Annotated in this window: 2 protein-coding genes (1 of these 2 running past the window's edge); both read left to right on the top strand. The window is 55.7% G+C overall.

What is annotated here, in order from left to right; all coding sequences use genetic code 11:
• Positions 1 to 476: 476 nt before the first annotated feature.
• Entirely contained in the window at positions 477 to 1,730 is a 1,254-nt protein-coding gene (locus NFR25_RS00830) for a Fic family protein (RefSeq protein ID WP_251197355.1), read from the top strand.
• A gap of 2,101 nt (positions 1,731 to 3,831) precedes the next feature.
• Positions 3,832 to 22,298: the 5' portion of a BspA family leucine-rich repeat surface protein gene (locus tag NFR25_RS00825; protein WP_251197354.1), read on the top strand. It continues 26,626 nt past the right edge of the window; 18,467 of the gene's 45,093 nt are visible here — the first part of the coding sequence; it begins with the start codon at positions 3,832 to 3,834; its stop codon lies beyond the right edge, outside the window.

The following is a 22,298-nucleotide window of genomic DNA, read 5'->3' as shown; positions in this document are numbered from 1 at the left end:
TCCTATCTCGCAGTTTGCATACGCTTCCATTTTCCTGCTCGAACCTTAAAGAAATTTGAACTTAATCTGAACTTCCTCTCAACCCCAGCTCTCACTTGTGGACGGAGGCAAAGGCCCCCTGGGACACTTTTGCCTCTGTCCCCGATTTGTTTTAAAAGATTCCCTTTTTATCGCCTGAGCTTTCAAACGAAGGGGCAGAAGTTAGTTTGACCTGCTGTTTTGCTCCTGACTTCAGTTTTGCTTCAAAACGACTTCGAGAATTCAATCCATCGCTCGTTCCTGTCCGGAATCTATAAATCCCTAATTAACGTCTGAATACGAACAATAATCGGAAGGTATTTTAATAAACCAACTTAAAAATATGAAATTTCAGAATCTACAAAAAATTTTTTCTAAAAATAAAAAATATTCAGAAAATAATCTTGTAAATATTCTGAATATGCTATAATTACGGAAGAGAAAACAGCGGAAAGTGTATGGAGAAGATCTCGAAACAGATGTCGACAAAGGATTTTCAGTGGCCAGCGATCTCGTACGAGAACCTCGCATGGCAAGAACCACAGGAAGACTTTGGCGAACTCGGGATCAATCCACTCGGCCCGAATCGCAGCTCTGAAACGTACTACCAGGCTGCACTTCCGCTGTTGATCGCCGAGCGAAGCGTGACGATCCCCGACGATCTGTCAACGCGTATCAGCTCGCTCCTCGTCGAGATGGCCCGATTCGACGTCGAGCTGGCCCAACGCGCAGACAACGTCCCGTCAATGCTTCTGCGGAGTGAAAGCTCAGCAAGCTCCCAGATCGATCGACTGGTCTCAAGTCCTCGAAATGTGGCGCTTGCGGAGGTTTACTCTAAGGCACCGAGCGATGCCGCGCCCATCTTGGCGAATATGGCAGCTACGAAAATCGCGCTCGAGCTACCTACAGGTCTTAGCCTCGACGGTATCTTTGAAGTTCACTCGGCGCTGATCAGCGATAAGAAATTTGAAAATCAAGACTATTCGGCACTTGAAAAGCTTCGCCAGAATCCGGTCTGGTTCGGGGGTACATCACTCACTCCTCATACCGCACTATTTGTGCCCCCAGCTTTTCAACGAGTACCTGAATACATGGAGGATTTGATCGAATTCGGCACTCGATCAGATCTGAACCCAGTAGTGAAGGCGGCCATTCTTTACGCACAGTTCCAAACCGTGCACCCGTTCCTCATCGCGAATGGCCCGACCGGCAGAGCCCTGATTCACCATGTGTTTCGTGATGACGGTGTTCTCTCATCGACCGTTATCCCGGTCTCTGTCGGTCTCCTTCACAACATCGATTCTTATCTCGATGCTCTGCATCTCTATCGCGAAGGCGATCCGCTCGCCATCATCGAATCGCTTACGGACGCCCTGGAGCTTTCGCTCTACGTCAGTAAGGTCACCGAAGTTTCGATCGAGTCAGTTCTTGAAGATTGGAATGGTCTGGTGGGTGACCGCAAGGGATCGAAGATCAGGCAGCTTCCGAAAACGTTAGTGAAACAGCCGGTAGTGAATTCGAAGTATTTGGCGAATAGTCTGGGCGTCACTCAGCGAACCGCCACAACGCTCATTTTGCGAGCATGTGAATATGGGATGCTTCGACACATGGGGAAGCGTGAGCGTGGCGATTTCTATCAAGCCGATGCCATCCTGAATGTCCTCGACAACATCAGTGAGGCCAGCACCTTCCGAACTATCCGTCCCGCCTAATTTTGACATTCCTCCAGAGTGCCGGTTTTTGGAAGGATCGGCCTTGGTCTTGTGTTGTCACTAAACGCGTTTCTTTTAGGAACACACTCCAGCCGCGCAACTCAAGACCCGCCATCCTTCCCAAACCGCAACCCCAATGGACAGCACCCAGCTGTCCATTTTTTACGGGGACATTCATCGGGGGACAGGTCTAAAAGTGTCCGGGACAGAATGGGGACAGGCCGGACATTCATTTATTAGAAGAAGAGGATCATCCGTTTTTTCAGACCGAAGAAGAGCAGAATCAGTTCATCTTTTGTCGGAGTGACTTATGGGTGATTCCTTAAAGATCGGACAAAGATAGTTCAGGGTAAGTAGTCATTGAGATCAAGACAAATGAGCGTGCCTAGATCGGACACCCCCGATCGAACATTCCCAATCGAACATTCCCGATCGAACATCATCTAAAACTTATTGGAACTAAACCCAAACTCCTGGAGCGTCAGGTTGCATTGAAGTAACTTTTGACGAATTCTGAAGAGCTATCGACAAGATGATCAAAACCAAGTTGGTAAGTTACGGCCGAGATATTTTGACCGCAAACTGATTCGAAGATCATATCAGGCAAGTCCAAGCCAGAGGCAAACTCCTGGAGGTGAAGGTTGGCTTGTGCTTACTTTTCAGAGCCTTCCTGTCGAATTTCATATCTCAAGATTTAGGTAGACCTACGTCTAGTAGTTCTACCTTTTTTGTAATTCCTCAGAGTCGAAACATCTCCTGGCTCGCTACTTTCAAGCAAATACCTTCAGTGGCTGTTGTGTCCTGATGCGCGGCTTGTCCCCAAACTGCTCGGGACCAAATGGGGACGGAGGCAAAAGTGTCCCGCGAAAGTGTTCGGGACAAATCGGGATCTATCCCGCGAAAGCGTCCCGGACAGAAAGGAACCTGTCCCCAAAATGTTCCGGACAGAATTGAACCCGTCCCCAAAGTGTTCGGGACAAATCGGGACCCGTCCCCCTGGTGACGCTCCCTGCTGATGTATAGTGCTGATCCCCGCATTGAGTTGTTCTTGCGAAACGCCTAAAAAACCGCGATCCCTTTCCCGTAAAACCGAAACGAAGCGGAAAAAGGGGGTACTTGGGGTAGGGGGGACTTGTTTTCGGGCCTTAGACGAGCTCTCAGAAGGTCGGATATACGCGGCCTTTTTCAAAAATCGCTCATTTTGCATCATCGTCCGCTCGGAATCCAGATTGAGCGACAGAGATCCAGAGAGCGCATTTTTTATCCAAACCTAAGGATTCGATCGACCCTGAAATCCGAATTTTGACCCCATTTTTGGCATCGAAGAGTCGGGATAAAGCCCTCAAAAATGCCACCAGAAGCCACCAGATCCGTTCTAAGGCGGGGTTTTATAAAAGACTGAAAATTGTGGAAAAACCTGTTGAAAACACCTCTCAAAAAGGGTGATAGCAACCATGCTAGAAAGCGTATAGCAAACGTGCTAGCAAATTGACAAAATCGGCGAAATTTCATGTCTGAATCCAGCACAATAATACATAAATAATTCCTGCTCATTATACAAAACTTATATCCAAGAATGGCGAATTGCCACAAAACTCGAAAATGTATAGCTAAACAGATAGCAAATATAGGTGGAAAACTGTGTTGAAAACCCTACTAAACACCCAGTTTTCCACATCTTCACAACTCGCACAAAACTCGTCCATGGATGTTCAACGGATCAAAAACGATGATTTACCAGCATGAACGCGGAAAATAGCACACAAACAACGACCCAAAATCGACCCTCAGAATGTGAAGGAAATGTGTAAAAAAACGTGACGAAAACGCCCCAAAAGTGACAGGATCGCGACATTTCAAACAGTGTGGAAACTTAAATTGCTATCAGGAAACGCAAAATGGGGCTTTACGGGTTAATCTTGCGTTTTCGAACACAATGTGACACAAAATCCGATCAAAAATCAAGGGGTGCTAGCAGCGAACACAACACCAGAAAACCCCCAGTTCAGACCGTGTTCTGAAATCCCTATACACGTGCGTGTCACGCGGCGAGGTGCTAAAATTCCGGGTGCCGGATTTAAAAGTGATGAGGAACACCTAGATGAGACAACTGTGCCAACAGATGTTTGGTCACAGCCACTGCGCAAATTACGTACGCGCAGGGGTCTCTAACCTCTTTGCCTTTTTCGCAACTATCCTTACGGCAACCATCTCTTTTGCAGTAACAATGATGCTTTCCTCTGTCTTATGCGCTAATACCGCGTTTGCAGAGGTCAGCCCCTCAAACTCCGCAAGCGCGGAAAACTCCAGCTCACAAACGACCGAGCAGATCGCTCAGAAAGAAACCGCAGGTCAAACCAATTCGTCCGCAGCGACGAACAGCTCGAAAGCGCCCAGCAACACGTCTTCCGCGCTTTCCCAGAATTCCGCTGCGACCTCGAATAACGCGGAAAACGCGGCAGCCAATAACGGCGCAGTCGCTAACAATGCATCCAATGCGGGCAGCCAGAATGGCACCGCTTCCAACACTAGTAATAATGGTTCGCAGGCATCCGCCGCTTCCAATAACGCGGCAGCCAATCAGAACACCTACTCCGTAACGCTGGTCGTCGACAACAAGTCGGAGACCACTGACGGCGTGGCTGGAACGATCAAGCTGCCGATGCTCGAGTCCAAAGTTGTCGACGGCTTCTCATTCACCTTCCTGGGTTGGAAGACCGAAGACGGCAAGCTGCTCGAGGGCAACACCGATCTTGACGTTACCGAAGACGTCACCCTCACGGCAGAATGGAAGATCGAGCGCGTTGAGAACGACGCGATCACCAGCGGCACCACCACGTCGAACAACACTAATAACAGTGCGATCGACAACAACAGCTCCGACCAGAACGACAAGAAGAAGGATGAAGTAGATGAGAAACTCCCTGGTCAGAACAACAACCTCGAGTTCGTAGAGCCCAATACGGGCAATTCGAACAACCAGGTGAATCAAGGGCAGACCACGGTGAACAACCAGGTCACTAATGCCACCACTCCAACCAATCCCACCGACTCGACTGCAACAACCCCAGGTCAGAACGGCCAAACCACCGATGACTCGGACGCAGATGCGGTCACGGCTCCTAATCAGAACACTTCGAACCCTGTTGATTCGACCGCACAAGCAAACGCTCCTCCGGTCAACGCCCCAGGAAACAATGACTCTGCCGCCAATGCGGCAACCCCTGCCAGCGCCGAAGTCTACGGCCCGGCAACCCCTGCAGCCACCGCTGCAGAAGGCAACTCTGCGGCCAACTCCACGGCCAGCAACACCACTCCAACCATCTCCACGAGCAGCAACGGCAATCAGCAGATCACCATCGCTGCATCTCTTACCCAGCACGCCTGGTCCACGAGCCTCCCCGATGTATGGTGGTCTTGGGACTCCATCACCGGTACGCTCACCATCGGCAACAAGGCAACCAACGCCGCTGACATCAATCTTGGCAACTACACCGCAGCCACGCTTCCGTGGCTCACCGCCACCACCGACGGCGTTTCCCCTGCAGCCATCAAGCACATCGTCACCGTCATCAATGGTTACGGTGGACGCGTTGCAACCCCATCTTTCGAAAACTGGTTCGCGAACTACACCGCGCTCGTTTCTTTCGACGGTTCTGGCTTCAACGTTGTGAAGACCACTTCCTTCGCTGGCATGTTCAAGAACTGCTCGAATCTCACTGAGATCATCGGTCTTAATAAGTGGGAGACCGAAGCAGGCGTTAACTACAGTGAAATGTTCTCAGGTTGTTCGTCTCTCCAGGCGCTCGACCTTTCCGTCTTCCATACCGCAGACAAGACTGCAGCAGGTGGCGGCACGGCTGTAACCAAGAACCGCACCAATATGTTCGCAGGCATGACTTCGCTGAAGTCCCTGCGCCTCGGCCCCGACGTCTCGCTCGTGAATACCGGCATCAACGGTATCTCCACGCGTCTGGACTCCCTGGGCATTTGGGAAGCACAGAGCAAGGAAGCTGGCGAAGCTTCTAACTGGTCTGGTAACGGTTCAGCCTTCATCGGTCGCTACACTTCTGTTGGTGGCGTGGTTGGCGAAACCGGCAACAATATCGGCAACGCCATCACCTACATCTTCCATCCCTGTGGCGTCTTCGTTTCCAATGCGAATGTGAATTGGAACTTCAATTCCTCCACGGGTACGCTCACCATCTATGCCAAGCCAGGCGTTGGCGTGAACGACACTCGCGTTACCGACGCGACCATGCCGTGGCTTGCCAACGTAGACAAATCTGAAGTCAAGTCGGTCGTATTCGCTACTACCGACCTCTCTAATAACATCACCAGCAAGGTGACCTTCAATAACCTGCGCGATGTCTTCGCAGGCTATGTGAACATGACCAACTTCGATGGTCGTGGCCTGATCACCAGCAACACCACCGACTTCTCCGGTCTCTTCAATGGCAACACTGCCCTGAATACCGTAGACCTCACTGGTTGGGAAATGGTCAGCCAGGCGCAGGCCAACACCCTCGACATCCGTAATATGTTCCAGGGCTGCACCTCGCTGGGCACCCTGAAGCTTGGCGACGGTGTCATCCTGTACATGTCCGCCGCTAACAATGCGGGCCTTGGCAACATCTATGGCCGCGACGACAACGCTGGCGTGTGGGAACGCACGGGCGCTGCAACCACCGATCCGTGGTTCGGCACCTCGGCCAACCTGGCAACCCGCTATTCCAACACCGCAACCTTCCGCGGCCACGGCAATGCCACCTATGTCTTCACGACCTCCTATCGCGGCGGTCGTTTCGACAATGACAATACGTGGTGGAAGTACGTGGTCAATGCGAACAAGAAGACGCTCACCATCGGCGCTGATGCTCTGGAAGCTGGCGAAACTGGCGACCTACAGATCAACTGGTCGGTCATCTCTCGCGGCGATCTGCCTTGGACCAAGCTGGTCAACGGTGTCGCCATCGTGAACAAGACCGAGGTCACCGACATCGAGACCGTCGGCATGGCAGCACCGCTGAACATGGCAAGCTGGTTCGCAGGCTATACCAACCTGCGTAACTTCAACGGCTCGGGTCTGAACACTCAGTTCTCCACCAGCTTCGACAGTGTCTTCTCTGGTGACACCAACCTCGCATCCATCAACATCTCCAGCTGGTCCATGGCTTCCTCCACTGCAGCCTCCCGCGCTCAGATGTTCGCTGGTTGTACCGCGCTCACCACCCTTACCCTGGGTCCGGGCGTCGATCTGACGGGCACCAACCTCACTGCGCTCGCTGGCCACTCCACCGACGATGGTACTTGGGTCCGCCAGAACTCCACCACCGACTCCTGGATGGGCTCTTCCGCGAACCTCATGGATCGCTACAACGGCCCCACCTCCGATGGCTCCACCATCCTTGGTTCTGGCCCCGCAACCTATCTCTTCGATACCAGCCTGCTGCGTAACACGTTCGCATCCAACGGCAACGTGTGGTGGCAGTTCAACAAGACCGACAGCATCCTGCTCATCGGTGTGAACCAGGCAGGCCAGTCCGTTACCGTTACGGAAACCTATGACAATCTGCCATGGCTCTCCGTTCTCGGCGGTGGCACAAGTGCAGCACAGAAGGACGCAGCACGCGCCCTTATCGGCAAGGTCGACTTCCGTAATGCGGTAACCGTCCTGAATCCTGCACGCTGGTTCCAGAACTACACGAATCTCGCTGAAGCATACATTGGTAACATGAATGTGGCACAGGCCACTTCGCTCGCTTCGGTCTTCGAAGGCTGCGTGAAGCTCAACACCATCAACGGTCTGGAGAACTGGGACACCTCGAACGTCACCAGCTTCTCTCACGCATTCGATGGCGCGATCTTCACCCTTGCAAGTGGTCTGAACAACTGGAACAACAAGGTCGGCAATGTGGTCGACCTGTCCTACATGTTCGCCAACAACCCCAACATCACCAACCTGGAAGGTGTCAACGGCTGGATCCTTACCAGCGCTACCAACTTCTCGCACATGTTCGAGAACTGCGTGAAGCTGGCCACCCTCGATATCTCCAGCTGGAACATGGCAGGTGCGACCACCGCAGCCAACCGCCAGAACATGCTCTTCGGCCTGGACAAGCTCACCAGCCTCACCCTGGGTAACGGCGTGAACCTGGCTGACACGGGTCTGGGCCTCAGCAACACCGCTGGTGTGCCACGCGGTGACACACAGGGTACCTGGCAAGCATCTCGTCCGACCGCGACCAGCACTGGTCTGGCTGACAACGCATGGTTCGGCACCTCTGAGGACCTGATCCGCCGCTACTCCTCTGGCCTCACCCTGGGCGACGACATCGTCTACACCTGGCGCCAGGGCACCTACGGCGGCCGCATTCAGATCGCAGGCGACATCTACGACGACCTGTGGTGGAAGTTCGTTCGTGGTACCGATGACGCAACTGGTGGCAACACTGGTACGCTCACCATCGGTTCCGACAGCCCCACTGGCACCGTCTACTCGCTCACGCCAACCACCATTCCGTGGCTTCAGCTCATCTATCGCATCTTCGGCGATGCAACGCCGGTCGCTGGCCTGTCCCACGTTACCAGCGTGATCGTTCAGCCTGGTAAGACCATCGCTCAGAACATCATCCTGTCCGCTAACAGCCTTGAAGGCCTCTTCGCAGCGAGCGAAGGCTACACCGGTCTTTCGAAGTTCAACGGCGCAGGCTTCAACGTATCTAATGTGAACTCCTTCGCGCACATGTTCGACGGCGTGGCTACCCTCACTCAGGTCAGCGGCGTCGAGGCATGGAAGACGGGCAACGTCACCTCCATGGCTTACATGTTCGCAGGCAACACCAAGCTCCAGGGCATCGGCACCCTCGCGGCCGATCCTTCCACGGGCGTTTGGAATGTCTCTAACGTGCGCGACTTCAGCCACATGTTCGAGGGCTGCGCGGCTCTTACCGACCTCACCGCATTCAAGAACTGGAAGGTCCAGGGCGCGGTCAACCTTGCTTATATGTTCAACAACGCATCGGGCGTTTCCGATCTGGACATCTCTGGTTGGGACACCGCATCTGCAAGTTCCCGCACCAATATGTTCTCGGGCATGACCGGTCTGTACCACCTTGGTGTGGGCACCCGCATCGTGCTGGCTGGCACGGGCTTCGATTCCATCAGCACCCGTCAGCCTTCCACGGGCTCCTTCGACCGTTCCGACCGTAACTGGTTCGGTAACATCGGTGACCTTACGGTCCTCTACCCGGCCACCAAGGACGCCAATGGTCGCACCAACACCATCCACATGGACGGTCAAGCACTCGATACTCCGGTCTACTATGACTGGGCGGGCGACTCCATCCGTGGTCGTTTCCAGAACGACAACGCCTACTGGCAGATCACGTGGAACAACACCGCACACACTTCCGCGAACCTCTACATCGGCATCTATGACACCACCGGCAACTGCGTGGTCACCGAAGACTGGCAGAACACCCCTTGGACCTCTGTCCTCTCCACGCCGGGCACCCGTGATGGTAATGATCTGATCACCTTCATCACCATGGAGCGTGGTGTTACGCCGATCAACTTCGCATACTGGTTCGCGAACTACGCTAACCTCACCGACTTCGATGCTCGCAGGGACGGCGACCCACTGGGCGTGAATGTGTCACAATGTACCACGCTCGAAGGCCTCTTCAAGGGCTGCTCGAAGCTCCAGATCGCTGGCAACATCTACTATTGGGATGTCGACCAGGTTCGCAACTTCGACTCCATGTTCGAGGGCTGCTCTTCCCTCTACGTGTTCGACGTGCATCAGTGGATCATGGGCTCCAACGCCAACACCACCCACAAGAACATGCTGCTGGGCTGCAACTCCCTCACTTCCATCATCCTGAATGGCACCGTTTCCCTGCGTGACTCTGGCCTTGATAGCGCCACCGACACCGCAGACCGCAACGGCTCTCAGGGTTCTTGGCTGCGCATCGAAGACGGCACCGAGGACACCCCGTATCCCACCGACCCGTGGTACGGCACGTCCTACAACCTCGTCAAGCGCTATGACAACAACACCAACTCCCACGGCTGGGGCAATGGCGAAGGCGCCATCTACATCTGGACCACCGTCATCCGCGGTCGCTTCGACGGCAACGACAATGCATGGTGGTACTACGATCAGAACCGCAAGATCCTCACCATGGGCATCGACGCTCCTGAAGACGGCGAAGTCTACTCCGACGCTGACCGCGAGGTCACCGCACTGGCTGGCCAGCTGCCTTGGGAGCTCTCCTTCCCGAACATCAAAGAACACGTGGTCACCATCTACGCGGTGCTCACTGGTTCCTACAAGCTGCGCCCCACTTCCATGGAAGGCTGGTGGGAAGGCTACACCGCACTGGTGAGCTTTGACGGCACCAACTACGACGCTGGCCGTCTCACCTCTGCAGGCGCATCCATGGACAACATGTTCAAGGGCTGCATCAATCTCGATAACCTGAACCTCACGAACTGGCACTGGGCAACCACCGGTGTTTCCCGCACCGATATGCTCGCTGGTCTTGAGAAGCTCACTTCCATCACCCTCGAAGCCGACGCTGCTCTCAATGGCACGGGCCTCGATTCCATCACCTCTCGTGGTGAAGGCGACGGCCGCTGGGTCATGGACAACGTCACCGAAGGTCCTGGCGCTGCTGACATCGCTTGGTTCGATTCCACTGGCAAGCTCGTCATGCGCTACCCGGGCGGCACCGCTGGTGTGGTCATCACTCGCGAGCCTGGCCAGGCTTGGCAGGTCCGTGACACCCTCAAGGGCCTTCACACCTACACCTGGGATCCCAACGTCCTGGGCGGCCGCTTCGAAGAGAACCCCAACACCTGGTGGACCTTCACGGTCGTAGAGACCGAGAATGTCGCGGCAGGCACTCTCACCATCGGCTCCGACAACCAGACCCCTAACGCAGGTTACGGTCTGGTCGTTCACGTCCATGGCGATCGCGTCACGGGCACCGATGCTGATGGCAATCCCACTGTCACCTATGATGGCTCCGCAATGCCGTGGTACAACGCCATCGGCGATCTGGGCCGCGTGCTGCTGGTCCTCACCACTGAAGACCACCAGATCCGTCCTACCAACATGAAGGCTTGGTTCGCCAACATGCCGAACCTCGTCACCTTCTACGGCATGGGCATCGACATGACCGCGATCATCGGCGACGACTCCTACCAGGGTCTCTTCGCTGAAGACTCCAAGCTCTACACCGTCGATATCCGCAACTGGGACATGGGCGGCAACTGCGGCACCACCCAGGAAGTTCAGGACATGTTCAAGAACTGCCTCGAACTCACCGAGCTCACCATCGGTAAGCGTGCGGTCATCGAAGGCACCGGCATCAACTCCCTCATGCCGGCTCACACCCAGAAGGACGGCTCCTGGATCCATGATTCTTGGTTCGGTTCTGGCGACGAATTCGCATCTCTGTTCGTTACTGGCTATCCCGGTGGCGCTAATGCAGACGGCCTGAAGGAATTCGCACCGGGCATCGAATACGTCACCTTCATCTGGGACAAGGGCAACCTCTGCGGTCGCTTCGCATCCAACAACAATGTATGGTGGCGCTACACGGGCGTTGCTCCTGAAGACGATCCTTACCTGCACGTGGGTCTGCTCCGTATCGGTTCTGACTCCACCGACATCAACCAGTCCTTCGTCACCGAATTCGGCAACAACCTGCCGTGGCGTGCGCTCCTCGACGACATCAGCGTCATCACTGAGGTCCTCACTGGCGCCGACTACTCTGGCAAGATCGCCGTTTCCTCTCTCGAAGGTTGGTTCGGTCATAACACCCTGAATGGCGTCGATCAGTACCACACCGGTCTGGTCGCATTCGACGGCTCTGGCCTGGTGCTCTACAGCGCTGGCCTGCCGAGTGGCTGCACCTCGGTGAAGGGCCTCTTCGAAGGCGCCGAGAACCTCTCCACCGTGAAGGGCCTCAACACCTGGGATACCCACACCGTGGCGAACTTCTCTCGCGCATTCTATGGCACCACCCAGATCGCGAACCTCGATATCCGCACCTGGGTCATGACTCAGGTCGGTAACGCAGATAACCTGGCAGACATGTTCAAGGGCATGGGCACCTTCAGCCCCAACCATCTGCAGTCCATCACCCTCGGCCCCCAAGCTGCTCTTACCAACACTGGTCTGGGCTACAAGACCGACGGCACGCTCATCAAGAGCACTTCTTCTGGTCGTTGGGTCATGGGTGATCCGCTGAACCTCGACCCCACCGTTGCTAACACCGACGTTGCTTGGTTCGACGACAACGATGGCATGATCGAGCGTTACTACCTGGGCACCGGTTCTCGTCAGCAGAACAAGACCCCGCTGGCTTACATCCACACCTACACTTGGGATGATGAGCAGGTCGGCGGTCACTTCGACTCCAACCGCAACGTCTGGTGGACCTACAACACCTCCACCGCTGAAGTGGTCATCGGTGTGTTCGACAAGAACGCTACCATCGAATACGCAGACGACTGGATCACCACCACCTACCATGCAGGTCTGGGCATCGGCTGGGCTCACAAGGTCACCGAAACTGGCCCGCAGACCCCATGGCAGAAGCTCAAGTTCCTCATCTCGTCCTTCCGCGCTGATGCGGTTCAGGGCAAGGTGGCACCTGCTACCCTGGAATCTTGGTTCGAGTCCTACGCTGTAGACAACAACATCTCCGCAGAGAAGCTCGACCTGACCAACGCAGGTCAGTGGTATGGCTCTCCCTACGTCAGCGCATCCGCTGAAGAGAATGGCGACGGCTACATCCTGGACATGAACACCCGCCCGAACCAGGAACAGTACTACACTCCCATCTACCTCTCCCCGGGCGTCAACTACGTCCTCGAGGTGGACTGGAAGACCATCTCCTGGGCAGCAGCTGCAGCAGGCACCTTCGGTCTTGAGATCGCCTACGCTGGCTATTCTCACAACGGTACCGACTGTGTGACGCGCATCAACTTCAATCGCACCTCCACCGCATGGACCCACGGCACGGTCAACTTCACCGTTTCCACCGCGGGCACCTACTACCTGGGCTTCAATGGCGCAGGTCTCCCCGATGGTTATTCCTTCAGCTTCGGCGTGAAGAACATCGCACTGTCCAAGGCAAGCCACTTCGACACCTTCGATGGCACCAACATCGACACTGCGAACGTCACGTCCATGAAGAATATGTTCAAGAGCCAGAACTCGCTCAACCGCGTCATCGGCATGAGCGCATGGAACACCCAGAGCGTCACCGACCTTTCGGGCATGTTCCAGGGCTGCTCTTCTCTCGATACACTCACTTCGGTCGCTAACTGGGATGTTTCCCACGTTACCGACTTCTCCTACATGTTCCAGTATGTAGGCAAGGTCGACCCCTCCGCAGGTATGGCTTGGTACACCAACTCCGCTACCAACATGGCTCACATGTTCGAAGGCTGCGTGATGGTTCCCAACACCAACTACATGGGTCGCTGGGATGTTTCCAAGGTCACCGACTTCTCCTACATGTTCGCTGGCTGCACCGGCATCACCAGTGCAGACGCTATCGGTTCTTGGAAGGTTGGCCAGTACGCTACCGCAGCTGCTCCAGTCGATCTGACCAAGATGTTCTTCGGTGCCATCAAGCTGGCTTCCGTCGACTTCACCGATTGGAACCTCTATGACCGCGACACCAACACCTACTACGCCATCATCACCAACATCCTCGCTGGCGATGGCTCCCTCGCTCAGATCGTCATGGGCCTGCGTGGCAACCTCGAAGGTTCTGGCCTGGGCTACAGCGAAGTAGGTGGCACCGCACTCGAGTCCCTGAAGGCAACTTCTGGTGGTTGGAACCGTTATGGCTCCAACGTCGAATGGTTCGGTACCACGGGCGACCTCGTTTCTGCATACACCCCGGGCTCCATCTTCCAGATCCCCGACAACCTGATCTACACCTACGTATGGCGCGTAGAGCAGACCGGTGGTAACGAATTCCCGTCCAACCGTTTCGCTTGGTGGAAGTTCATGCCCGACTCTGGCACGCTGATCATCGGTGTCAACGACAACATCAATAACGCTCCTGACTACAAGCTCTGGGTCACCGAGAAGTGGTATGAGCTGCCGTGGTTCGTTGACATCACCGGCAACAACGACGCGCTCTACAAGCGCTCCGACATCAAGTACATCGAATTCGTTGGCGACGTTCACGTGGTGAACCCCGAATTCTGGTTCGCAGGCCTTGAGAACCTCATCTCCGCTGACATCGCTCACATGCATGTCGACCTGGCTGCAAGCCTCGAGGGCCTCTTCGGCACCCTGCCCGACGTTGAGCCCGATCGCAACGATCCTACCGCTACCGTTCCCTGCGCTGATGCTGGCAAGTCCGACAAGAAGCTCGTCACCGTCACTGGTATGGAAACCTGGAACAGCGAATTCAACATGGACGGCAACACTGGCAACCTCGACGGCCAGCCTTACCGCTCCATCAAGTCCCTGAAGGGTATGTTCCAGGGCGCTGCTTCCCTGAAGAACCTCGAATACATCATGGGTTGGGACATCACCACCATCGACGACCTCTCCTTCATGTTCGATGGCTGCTCGAGCCTTACCGACGTTTCTCAGCTCGCAACTTGGAACACCCAGTTCGTCGAGACCATGGAAGCGATGTTCCGCAACGTCTCCAGCCTGAAGGTCGTCGACGGTGTCATGGGCTGGAACACCTCCAACGTCAAGAACTTCCGCGACATGTTCAACGGCGCTAAGTCCGTTATCGATATCGACTTCTCCAGCCCCAACTGGGTGCTCACCGGCGCATATGATGCTGCTACCGGCACCTACAACACTGAGAACATGCTGGCGAACCTCGACGCGCTGAAGACCATCACCCTGCCGATGAGCTTCGTCCTCACTGGTACGGGCCTCGATACTTCCGCTACCCACAAGCCCACTGATGGCACTTGGGAGCAGGAAGGCTTCACCATGCCAGGCACCACCGCTCTCTACGTAGCATGGTGGGGCAACGCTGGCCAGCTGGTCGAGCGTTATCCGCACGGTTCCAAGACCTGGATCTGGCCTGAATATCAGGCAGTCTGGGGTCAGGCTGAATTCCTCACCTACACCTTCAAGGAAGGCTATGTAGGTGGCCGCTTCGAGTCCAACCCCTATGCATGGTGGAAGTACGACAAGAACGGCAACCTGGTCATTTCCGTTGACACTGTCATCACCGGTGGCGTTGCTCAGAACGAAGTTCGTGTCTGGGAAGACACCGATCCTACCACCGGCGATCGTGCTGCTGGCGACCTGCGCTTCGACATTCCGTGGCTCAAGGTCCTGAAGGCTACCGACATCGTCAACGTCTTCATGCAGGGCGGCATCGCTCCCGTGAACCCCAACGGTTGGTTCGCGAACACCACCGATCAGCCCTACACCAACCTGGTATCCTTCGACGGTGCTTTCGCTGATATGAGCCAGGCACTGTCCCTGGAATCCATGTTCCAGAATGCTAACAAGCTCCAGACCGTATCCACAGGCGTGAACGGCTGGAACAACATGCCTAACTGCACCAGCCTGAAGAATATGTTCGCTGGCTGCTCCAGCCTCGAAGGCATCACGGGCATCGATCGCTGGGATGTTACCCACGTCACCGACTTCTCCGGTATGTTCGACATGTCCGTGCTCGGCGAAGCAGGCGGCAAGCTCGATAACACCCTGCTCTCCCAGATCGGCCAGTGGAACATCGGCGCTAACGTGCCGGCTGGTACGGGCATCACCATGGCCAACATGTTCAAGGACCTGCGTCCTATCACGGCACTTGCTGGCCTGGCTAACTGGAACACTTCCAAGGTCACCGACTTCTCTGGTATGTTCGCAAGCTCCAAGAACGACAAGGGCATCGTCTACGAATACGCTTCTGGTCAGCTCAACCAGACCGTAGGCACCAAGGGTTCCTTGCTCAAGGACGCTAACGCTATCAACAACTGGGACACCTCGGCTGCAACCACCTTCGAGGGCATGTTCGCTAACGCTATCCGCCTGGAGAAGATCAACGTCTCCAGCTGGAACATGCACAACAAGACCCTTACCGACATGTTCATGAACTGCGCAAGCCTTTCAGAGATCACCCTCGGTCTGAACTCCGTGCTCGAAGGCACCAGCTTCGGCACCGACATGTTCTTCACCGAGACCCGTCCTACCAACGCTACGGGCACTGCTTCTAACTCTCAGGCAGTCTACTGGCGCGATCGCCTTGATTCGGGCAACGCTTCCACCACCCTGAACGGTCACACCTGGCAGTATGGCCACTGGGGCGGCACCTGGGTGGCTCAGGACGCTAACCGCCCGACTGGCGACACCTACACTGGCATGAACATCTGGTCTGGTTCCACCCCGAACCTGGCTGCGCTCTACACCGAAGCTGGTCACTTCGCACCTGCCGCGATCACCACCTATAAGTGGGATCAGGAATTCTACGGCGGCATCTTCGACAGCTCCGTTGTCTTCGACGCAGCTACTGGCCTGTACCACTACAATTCCTGGTGGCGCTACTACAAGCAGGGCGACATGGCCAACACCCTGGTCATGGGCACCATCGCAGGCGCTGGTAACGACACCACCACTGGTCGCGTCACCGAGATCAACAACTCCTGCAACAACGGCAACAACGATCTGCCGTGGGCTAACTATGCAGGCGCTAATATCGTCAACAACGTGAAGTACATCAAGACTGGTGCGGTCATGCACGCAAATGGCTCCCTTACCTACGACAGCCTGCTCGGTATGCTCACCCCGGTCACCCCTGCTGGTTGGTTCTATGACCACAACAACCTGGAATCCTTCGATGGCCGCGGCTGGAACACCAGCCTGGCAACGTCGTTCACCTATCTGCTGGCATCCTGCGAGAAGCTCAACTCCATCTCTGGCATGGACAACTGGGATGTCGACCAGGTCACCGACTTCAGCTACATGTTCTACAACTGCGAGTCCCTCTCCAACATCGACACCATCCACACCTGGGTGCTGGGCAACTCCGCCAACATCAACATGGCTTACATGTTCGCTGGCTCTGGCGTCATCTCCCTGGAGGCGCTCACTCCCGACACTACCAACAACTACTGGAACACCGGCCGTGTCACCAACATGGAAGGCATGTTCTCCAACACCAAGAAGCTCACTACTCAGGAAGCCATCAAGAACTGGGATGTTTCCCGCGTTCTCTCCATGGTCTCCATGTTCCAGAATGCGACCGCTCTGGTAACGGTCGATCTGTCTCGCTGGGCGATGCGCACCATCGGTAGCTTCACCCACTATGGCACTCTTGCACTCGACAACATGTTCGCAGGCTGCTCTGCACTCGGCCAGCTCACGGTGGGCGAAGCATCCATCCTGCAGGGCACGGCATTCAATAACTCGCTGGCGAACCATGGCCCAACAGATAACGCCACGGGTGGTATGTGGGAGCTCGTTTCCGCTAACGGCACCGACCTGCCGCGTACCACCCACGGTAACGCTCTGTGGTTCGGCTCTACGGGTAGCCTCGCAGATCGTTACACCGCAATCCGCGCGGTATCCTCCGATGTGCTCACCTACATCTGGCGCAACGACATGATCGGTGAACGCTTCGACTCCAACCCGCATGCATGGTGGACCTACGACAAGAACGGCCACCTCATCCTGGGCGTCGACACGGGCGCCGATGCATCCAACTACTGCATCATCCCGGGCAAGGTCTATGCTAACCTCGGCACCACCACCGTCACCGAGATCCAGGACGACACGCTTGACCTGGCTAACCTCGCCGACCTGCCTTGGCTCATCAAGGTCTTCGCAGAATCTAACTCTGCGGGCACCACCAACGTCACCTACAACCCAACCACGCGCGCTGCCGTCACCAAGGTAACCACCAAGGGCGGCATCAATCTGCGCTTCCCGGCCAACTGGTTCATGAACTACACGAACCTGGAATACTTCGATGGCTCGGGCATGGACGTTGCTTCTGCAACTTCGCTGGCGAACTTCTTCCGCAACGACGCTAAGCTCGCTACCTTCATCACCTCTGCATATCGCTGGAACACTGCTTCCATCACCAATATGTCCTACTTCCTCTATGGCACCGCGCTCGAGAATCTTGACATGCTCGATCCTACCGGCGCTAATGGCTGGAACGTCTCTGCAGTGAAGGACTTCTCCTACGCCTTCGCTAACATGACCAAGCTCACCTCCATCGCTGGTCTGGCTAAGTGGAAGACCTCCTCCTCGGCTTCCGCTCCACTGAACATGACCGGCATGCTCTCTGGCTGCACCGCTCTTGAAAGTGCTGTGCCGCTGCAGGATTGGGTGGTCACTGGTGGCATCCTCACCTCGCTCTTCCGCGACGACACCGCACTGCTCACCGTGGACATCTCCCGTTGGGATATGCGCGACGCTACCGTTACCGACATGTTCTACAACAACACCTCCCTAGGCGACATCTCCAAGGGCGGCTACCTGCGTCTGGGCGCTAAGTCCAAGCTCACGGGCACCGCACTCTCCGCTATCTCCACCCGCACCTCCAAGCTTGGTTCTTGGTGGCGCGACGGTGTGAACCCCTCTTCTTGGTTCGGTTCCTCCAACGCTCTGATCGAGCTCTACATGGACGGCACCACTGGTGTTGGCAACAACATCCTGGTTCCGGGTTACCTGGACTACAGCTGGGATTCCACCCGCGTCGCAGGTCGCTTCCCCTCCAACCCCGAAGCATGGTGGATCTACTTCTTGAAGGACTCCACCTATGATGGCGACAAGCACCTGGCAGGCACCCTGCTCATCGGCGCTGATCCTTCTGCTTCCAACAAGGTCGTCACCGAGACCGCAGCGCTGCTGCCTTGGCTCGACGACGCTTCCACTCCAGAGGTTGATCCTATGGTCACCAAGGATCAGATCCTCTATGTGAAGACCAAGTACGACATCACGCCCACCAACCCTGAAGAGTGGTTCAAGGGCTATGACAAGATGCTCACCTTCGATGGCGTTGGCCTGAAGATCACCAATGGCGTTACTTCGCTCAAGGGCTTCTTCGCAGGCGCTACCAAGCTGGTGAAGGTCTACAACCTGAATAACTGGGATGTCTCGGGCGTCAAGAGCCTCAAAGAGATGTTCTTCAATAACGAGAAGCTCAACTACATCGAAGGCCTCGATGGCTGGGCTTCGAAAACCGGCAACGTTACTGACATGTCTTACATGTTCTACAACAACGATGCTCTTGACGCCGACGACCTTGCTGGCCTGCGTAACTGGAACGTGTCCAACGTCACCGACATGTCCTACCTGTTCTACGACGCAGACAAGATCGCTAACTTCGATTACCTGGCGAACTGGCGCCCCGCGAAGGTTCAGAACCTGAACCACGCATTCCAGTCCATGGACGCACTCGAGAACATCGAGGGTCTGCGCAACTGGAATCCGGCAAGCGACGCTTCCGTCACCCAGCTCACCCTTTCCTACATGCTCGCGGATAACAAGAAGCTCACCTCCGTCGAGCCCATCACTGGTTCCAGCACCAACACCGCTGTTGGTCACTGGAATGTGGTCAAGGTCATCGACTTCAGCTATCTGTTCTATCAGATCGCTCAGAAGTCCGAAGAGATGACCATCACCACCATCGACCTGTCCCAGTGGGATATGCGCACCGATACCTACCGTCAGGGCCGTCTGACGCTCACCAATATGCTGAGCTTGGCAGTTGAAGGATCCGGCAATACAAACTTCATCAGCTTCATCTTCGGCCCCAATAACGTGCTCTGGACCAATGCCGGCAACAATGCCGGCATCCAGATCACGCCGCTTCTGGGCACCACTGACGGTGTCTGGATCAAGAACACCAACGCGCTTGGCTTCTCTACCTCCGTCGGTAACTCCGAAGACCTCATGAAGCGCTACGATGCATCCTATGCACCGCTGGAGACTACCACCTACACCTGGGACAACACCCACATCGGTGGTACCTTCTCTGACAACAACAACATTTGGTGGACTTACGCTAAGGACGATGTTAACTCCGTCGCCGACGCTTCCACGGCAGATCCTAAGGGTCTCATCCGCATTGGCCTCATCTCGAATTCCGGCTCTCATTCGACTGCTGTTGCGGGCGCTAACCTTCCGTGGAAGCTCGGCACTACTCCTCTGTGGCTCTCTACCACCGGCTTTGCTACCGATGGTGCGAACGGCAACGTTGCACCTACCACCCTCTATCAGTGGTTCGCCAACGCTCCGGCATGCTTCACCAACTTCGATGGCACCTATCTTGATACCTCTAACGCCACCACCTTCACCCAGGCGTTCTACAATGCAACGGGCCTGCGCTACGTCACCGGCACCGGCAACTGGAACACCAAGAAGGTAACGGCGTTCGTCTCCATGTTCCAGGGCTGCACCGAAGTTCGTGAACTGGATATGTCCAACTGGTCCATGCGCGGCAACGTAGTGCTGGGCTCCACCCCGGCTAATGCCGATATCACCAATATGCTGGCAGGCATGAACCACATCTCCACCCTGCACCTCGGCCAGAACATCGTGCTCCAGGGCACGGGCATCACCGAGATCGAGGCTATCGGCCCCGACATGGCAGGCTACTGGTACAAGGACGGCACCAGCCGTGCTCACCGCTATGGCAACACCCCCACGCTGGCTAATACCCACTACGGTGCAGCCATGTGCGACACCACGGGCATCCACACCTATCGTTGGTACTACGGCGGCGAATTCGCTTCCAACGACAACGCTTGGTGGCGCTACGACCAGGAAACCCAGGTCATGTCCATGGGTCTCTACAACTACTCTGCATCCGCGAATCATGTGGTCACCGAATACGGCACCTCCCTGCCGTGGCGTACCGCTGCAGGTGCGAAGTCCATGCCCATCACCGAAGTGAAGAAGATCATCACCAACTTCGACGTCCGTGGCGACGATGGCGTGCTCTGCACGGGCACCAACGGCCTGAAGATCCGCGACTTCACGTCCTGGTTCGAGGGCTTCACGGCTGTTGAAGAATTCGATGGCCGCGGTCTTGACGTGTCCCAGACCTACTTCTTCACCAACACCTTCAATGGCGACGTCAGCCTGAAGAAGATGAACATCTCCACCTGGAACATGGTCACCGCTGCTCGCTGGGCTACCAAGAACTCCACGGCTGTTAAGACTGGCTGGCCTGAGATGACCAACATGCTCACTGGTGTTACCAACATCGAGCACATGATCGTCGGCAACCAGATCTACTTGGTCGGTTCTGGCCTGAGCCGCACCGACGGTCTGTGGGCAATGGGTGAATTCACCTACGACAACGAATACACCTCTGACGACACCCTGTGGTTCGATACCACCGCACACCTCTTCACCGACATTCAGTCTCGTTACCTGGCTAACGTCAGCGCTACCATGGCAACCGGTCGTGCTTACGGTGTGGTCGATTGGGTCTTCGTCAAGGGCGAAGGCGCAGCATTCCCCGATAACCCCGAAGCCACCTGGCTCGTCCCAGAAGCTGATTTCCAGCTCTCTGAGACCACTACGCTCTATGGCAACTACCTCTATCTGGGTGCTCGTCCTGCGGCGACCAACAAGGTTGTTGGTGACCTGGGCATCCGCACCCCCTGGTGCCATATCGACTACAAGCAGGTCCGCACCTTCGGTGGTCTGAAGCCCACCAACATGACCTACTGGTTCGTCAACAACATCATCACCCCAGCCATGGCTTCGGTCTCGGGCTTCGGTACCTACGAATCCTTCGACACGGGCTATCGTCCCCATGAAGCAGAAGGCTACATGGAGCTCTGCGACTACGACAAGGGCTATAATTCCTCTATCTACAAGCCGGGCTTCTACTTCGATCAGGGCAAGACCTACGAATTCATGTTCGACTACCGAATCCTCAACGGCTATAGCCCTCAGAACTATGGTGCGTTCTCCTTCGGTTTCGGTCGTTCTCTGAACTACTACGACTACTACCAGAACCTCTCCGTTTGGCAGACCTCCTGGCAGACCGTTCATTTCTCGTTCACCTGCCACACCACGGCTCATTACTACATGAACTTCAAGCTGGACTCCCTGTCCACCAAGTGGCTGCAGTTCTGGTGGAAGAACGCATTCCTCATCCTCCAGGATTCCCAGCTCGAGCATGTTGACGGCACGGGTATCGATGCTTCTGAATGTACCGACTTCTCCTACATGGTCTACAAGCGCGGTAACCTCGAGTCCCTCGACATCCACAACTGGGATATGCGTGCTGGTGGCAACTTCACCTACATGATGGACACCACTCCGAAGCTCACCCGTATCGACCTCGGTCCTACCACCTCCTTCGGTTACAGCTCCAATATCCAGACCTCCAAGTGGGGCCAGACCCAGGGCTATGCTGCTAACACCTCTCAGACCTGGACCATCACTGCTGAAGGCGCAGATCCTATCTCCGTCTACTTCGATCCGCGTTCCGCAACTGAGAGCGCTTCTATCGACTACATCCAGATCTGGAGCGGCGTCACCACCGCTAACCCCACCGCTGCTGGTTCCACCACCGGTAAGCTCGGCGG

It is taken from the genome of Anaerotardibacter muris, assembly GCF_943192915.1.
In the GTDB taxonomy this organism is placed as follows: domain Bacteria; phylum Actinomycetota; class Coriobacteriia; order Coriobacteriales; family Eggerthellaceae; genus Anaerotardibacter; species Anaerotardibacter muris.
This window is presented reverse-complemented; position numbering and strand designations above follow the sequence as displayed.

What these genes read in the sequence shown, in the direction of transcription:
- NFR25_RS00830 (WP_251197355.1), top strand. Translation starts at nt 477, where the DNA reads ATGGAGAAGATCTCGAAACAGATGTCGACAAAGGATTTTCAGTGGCCA.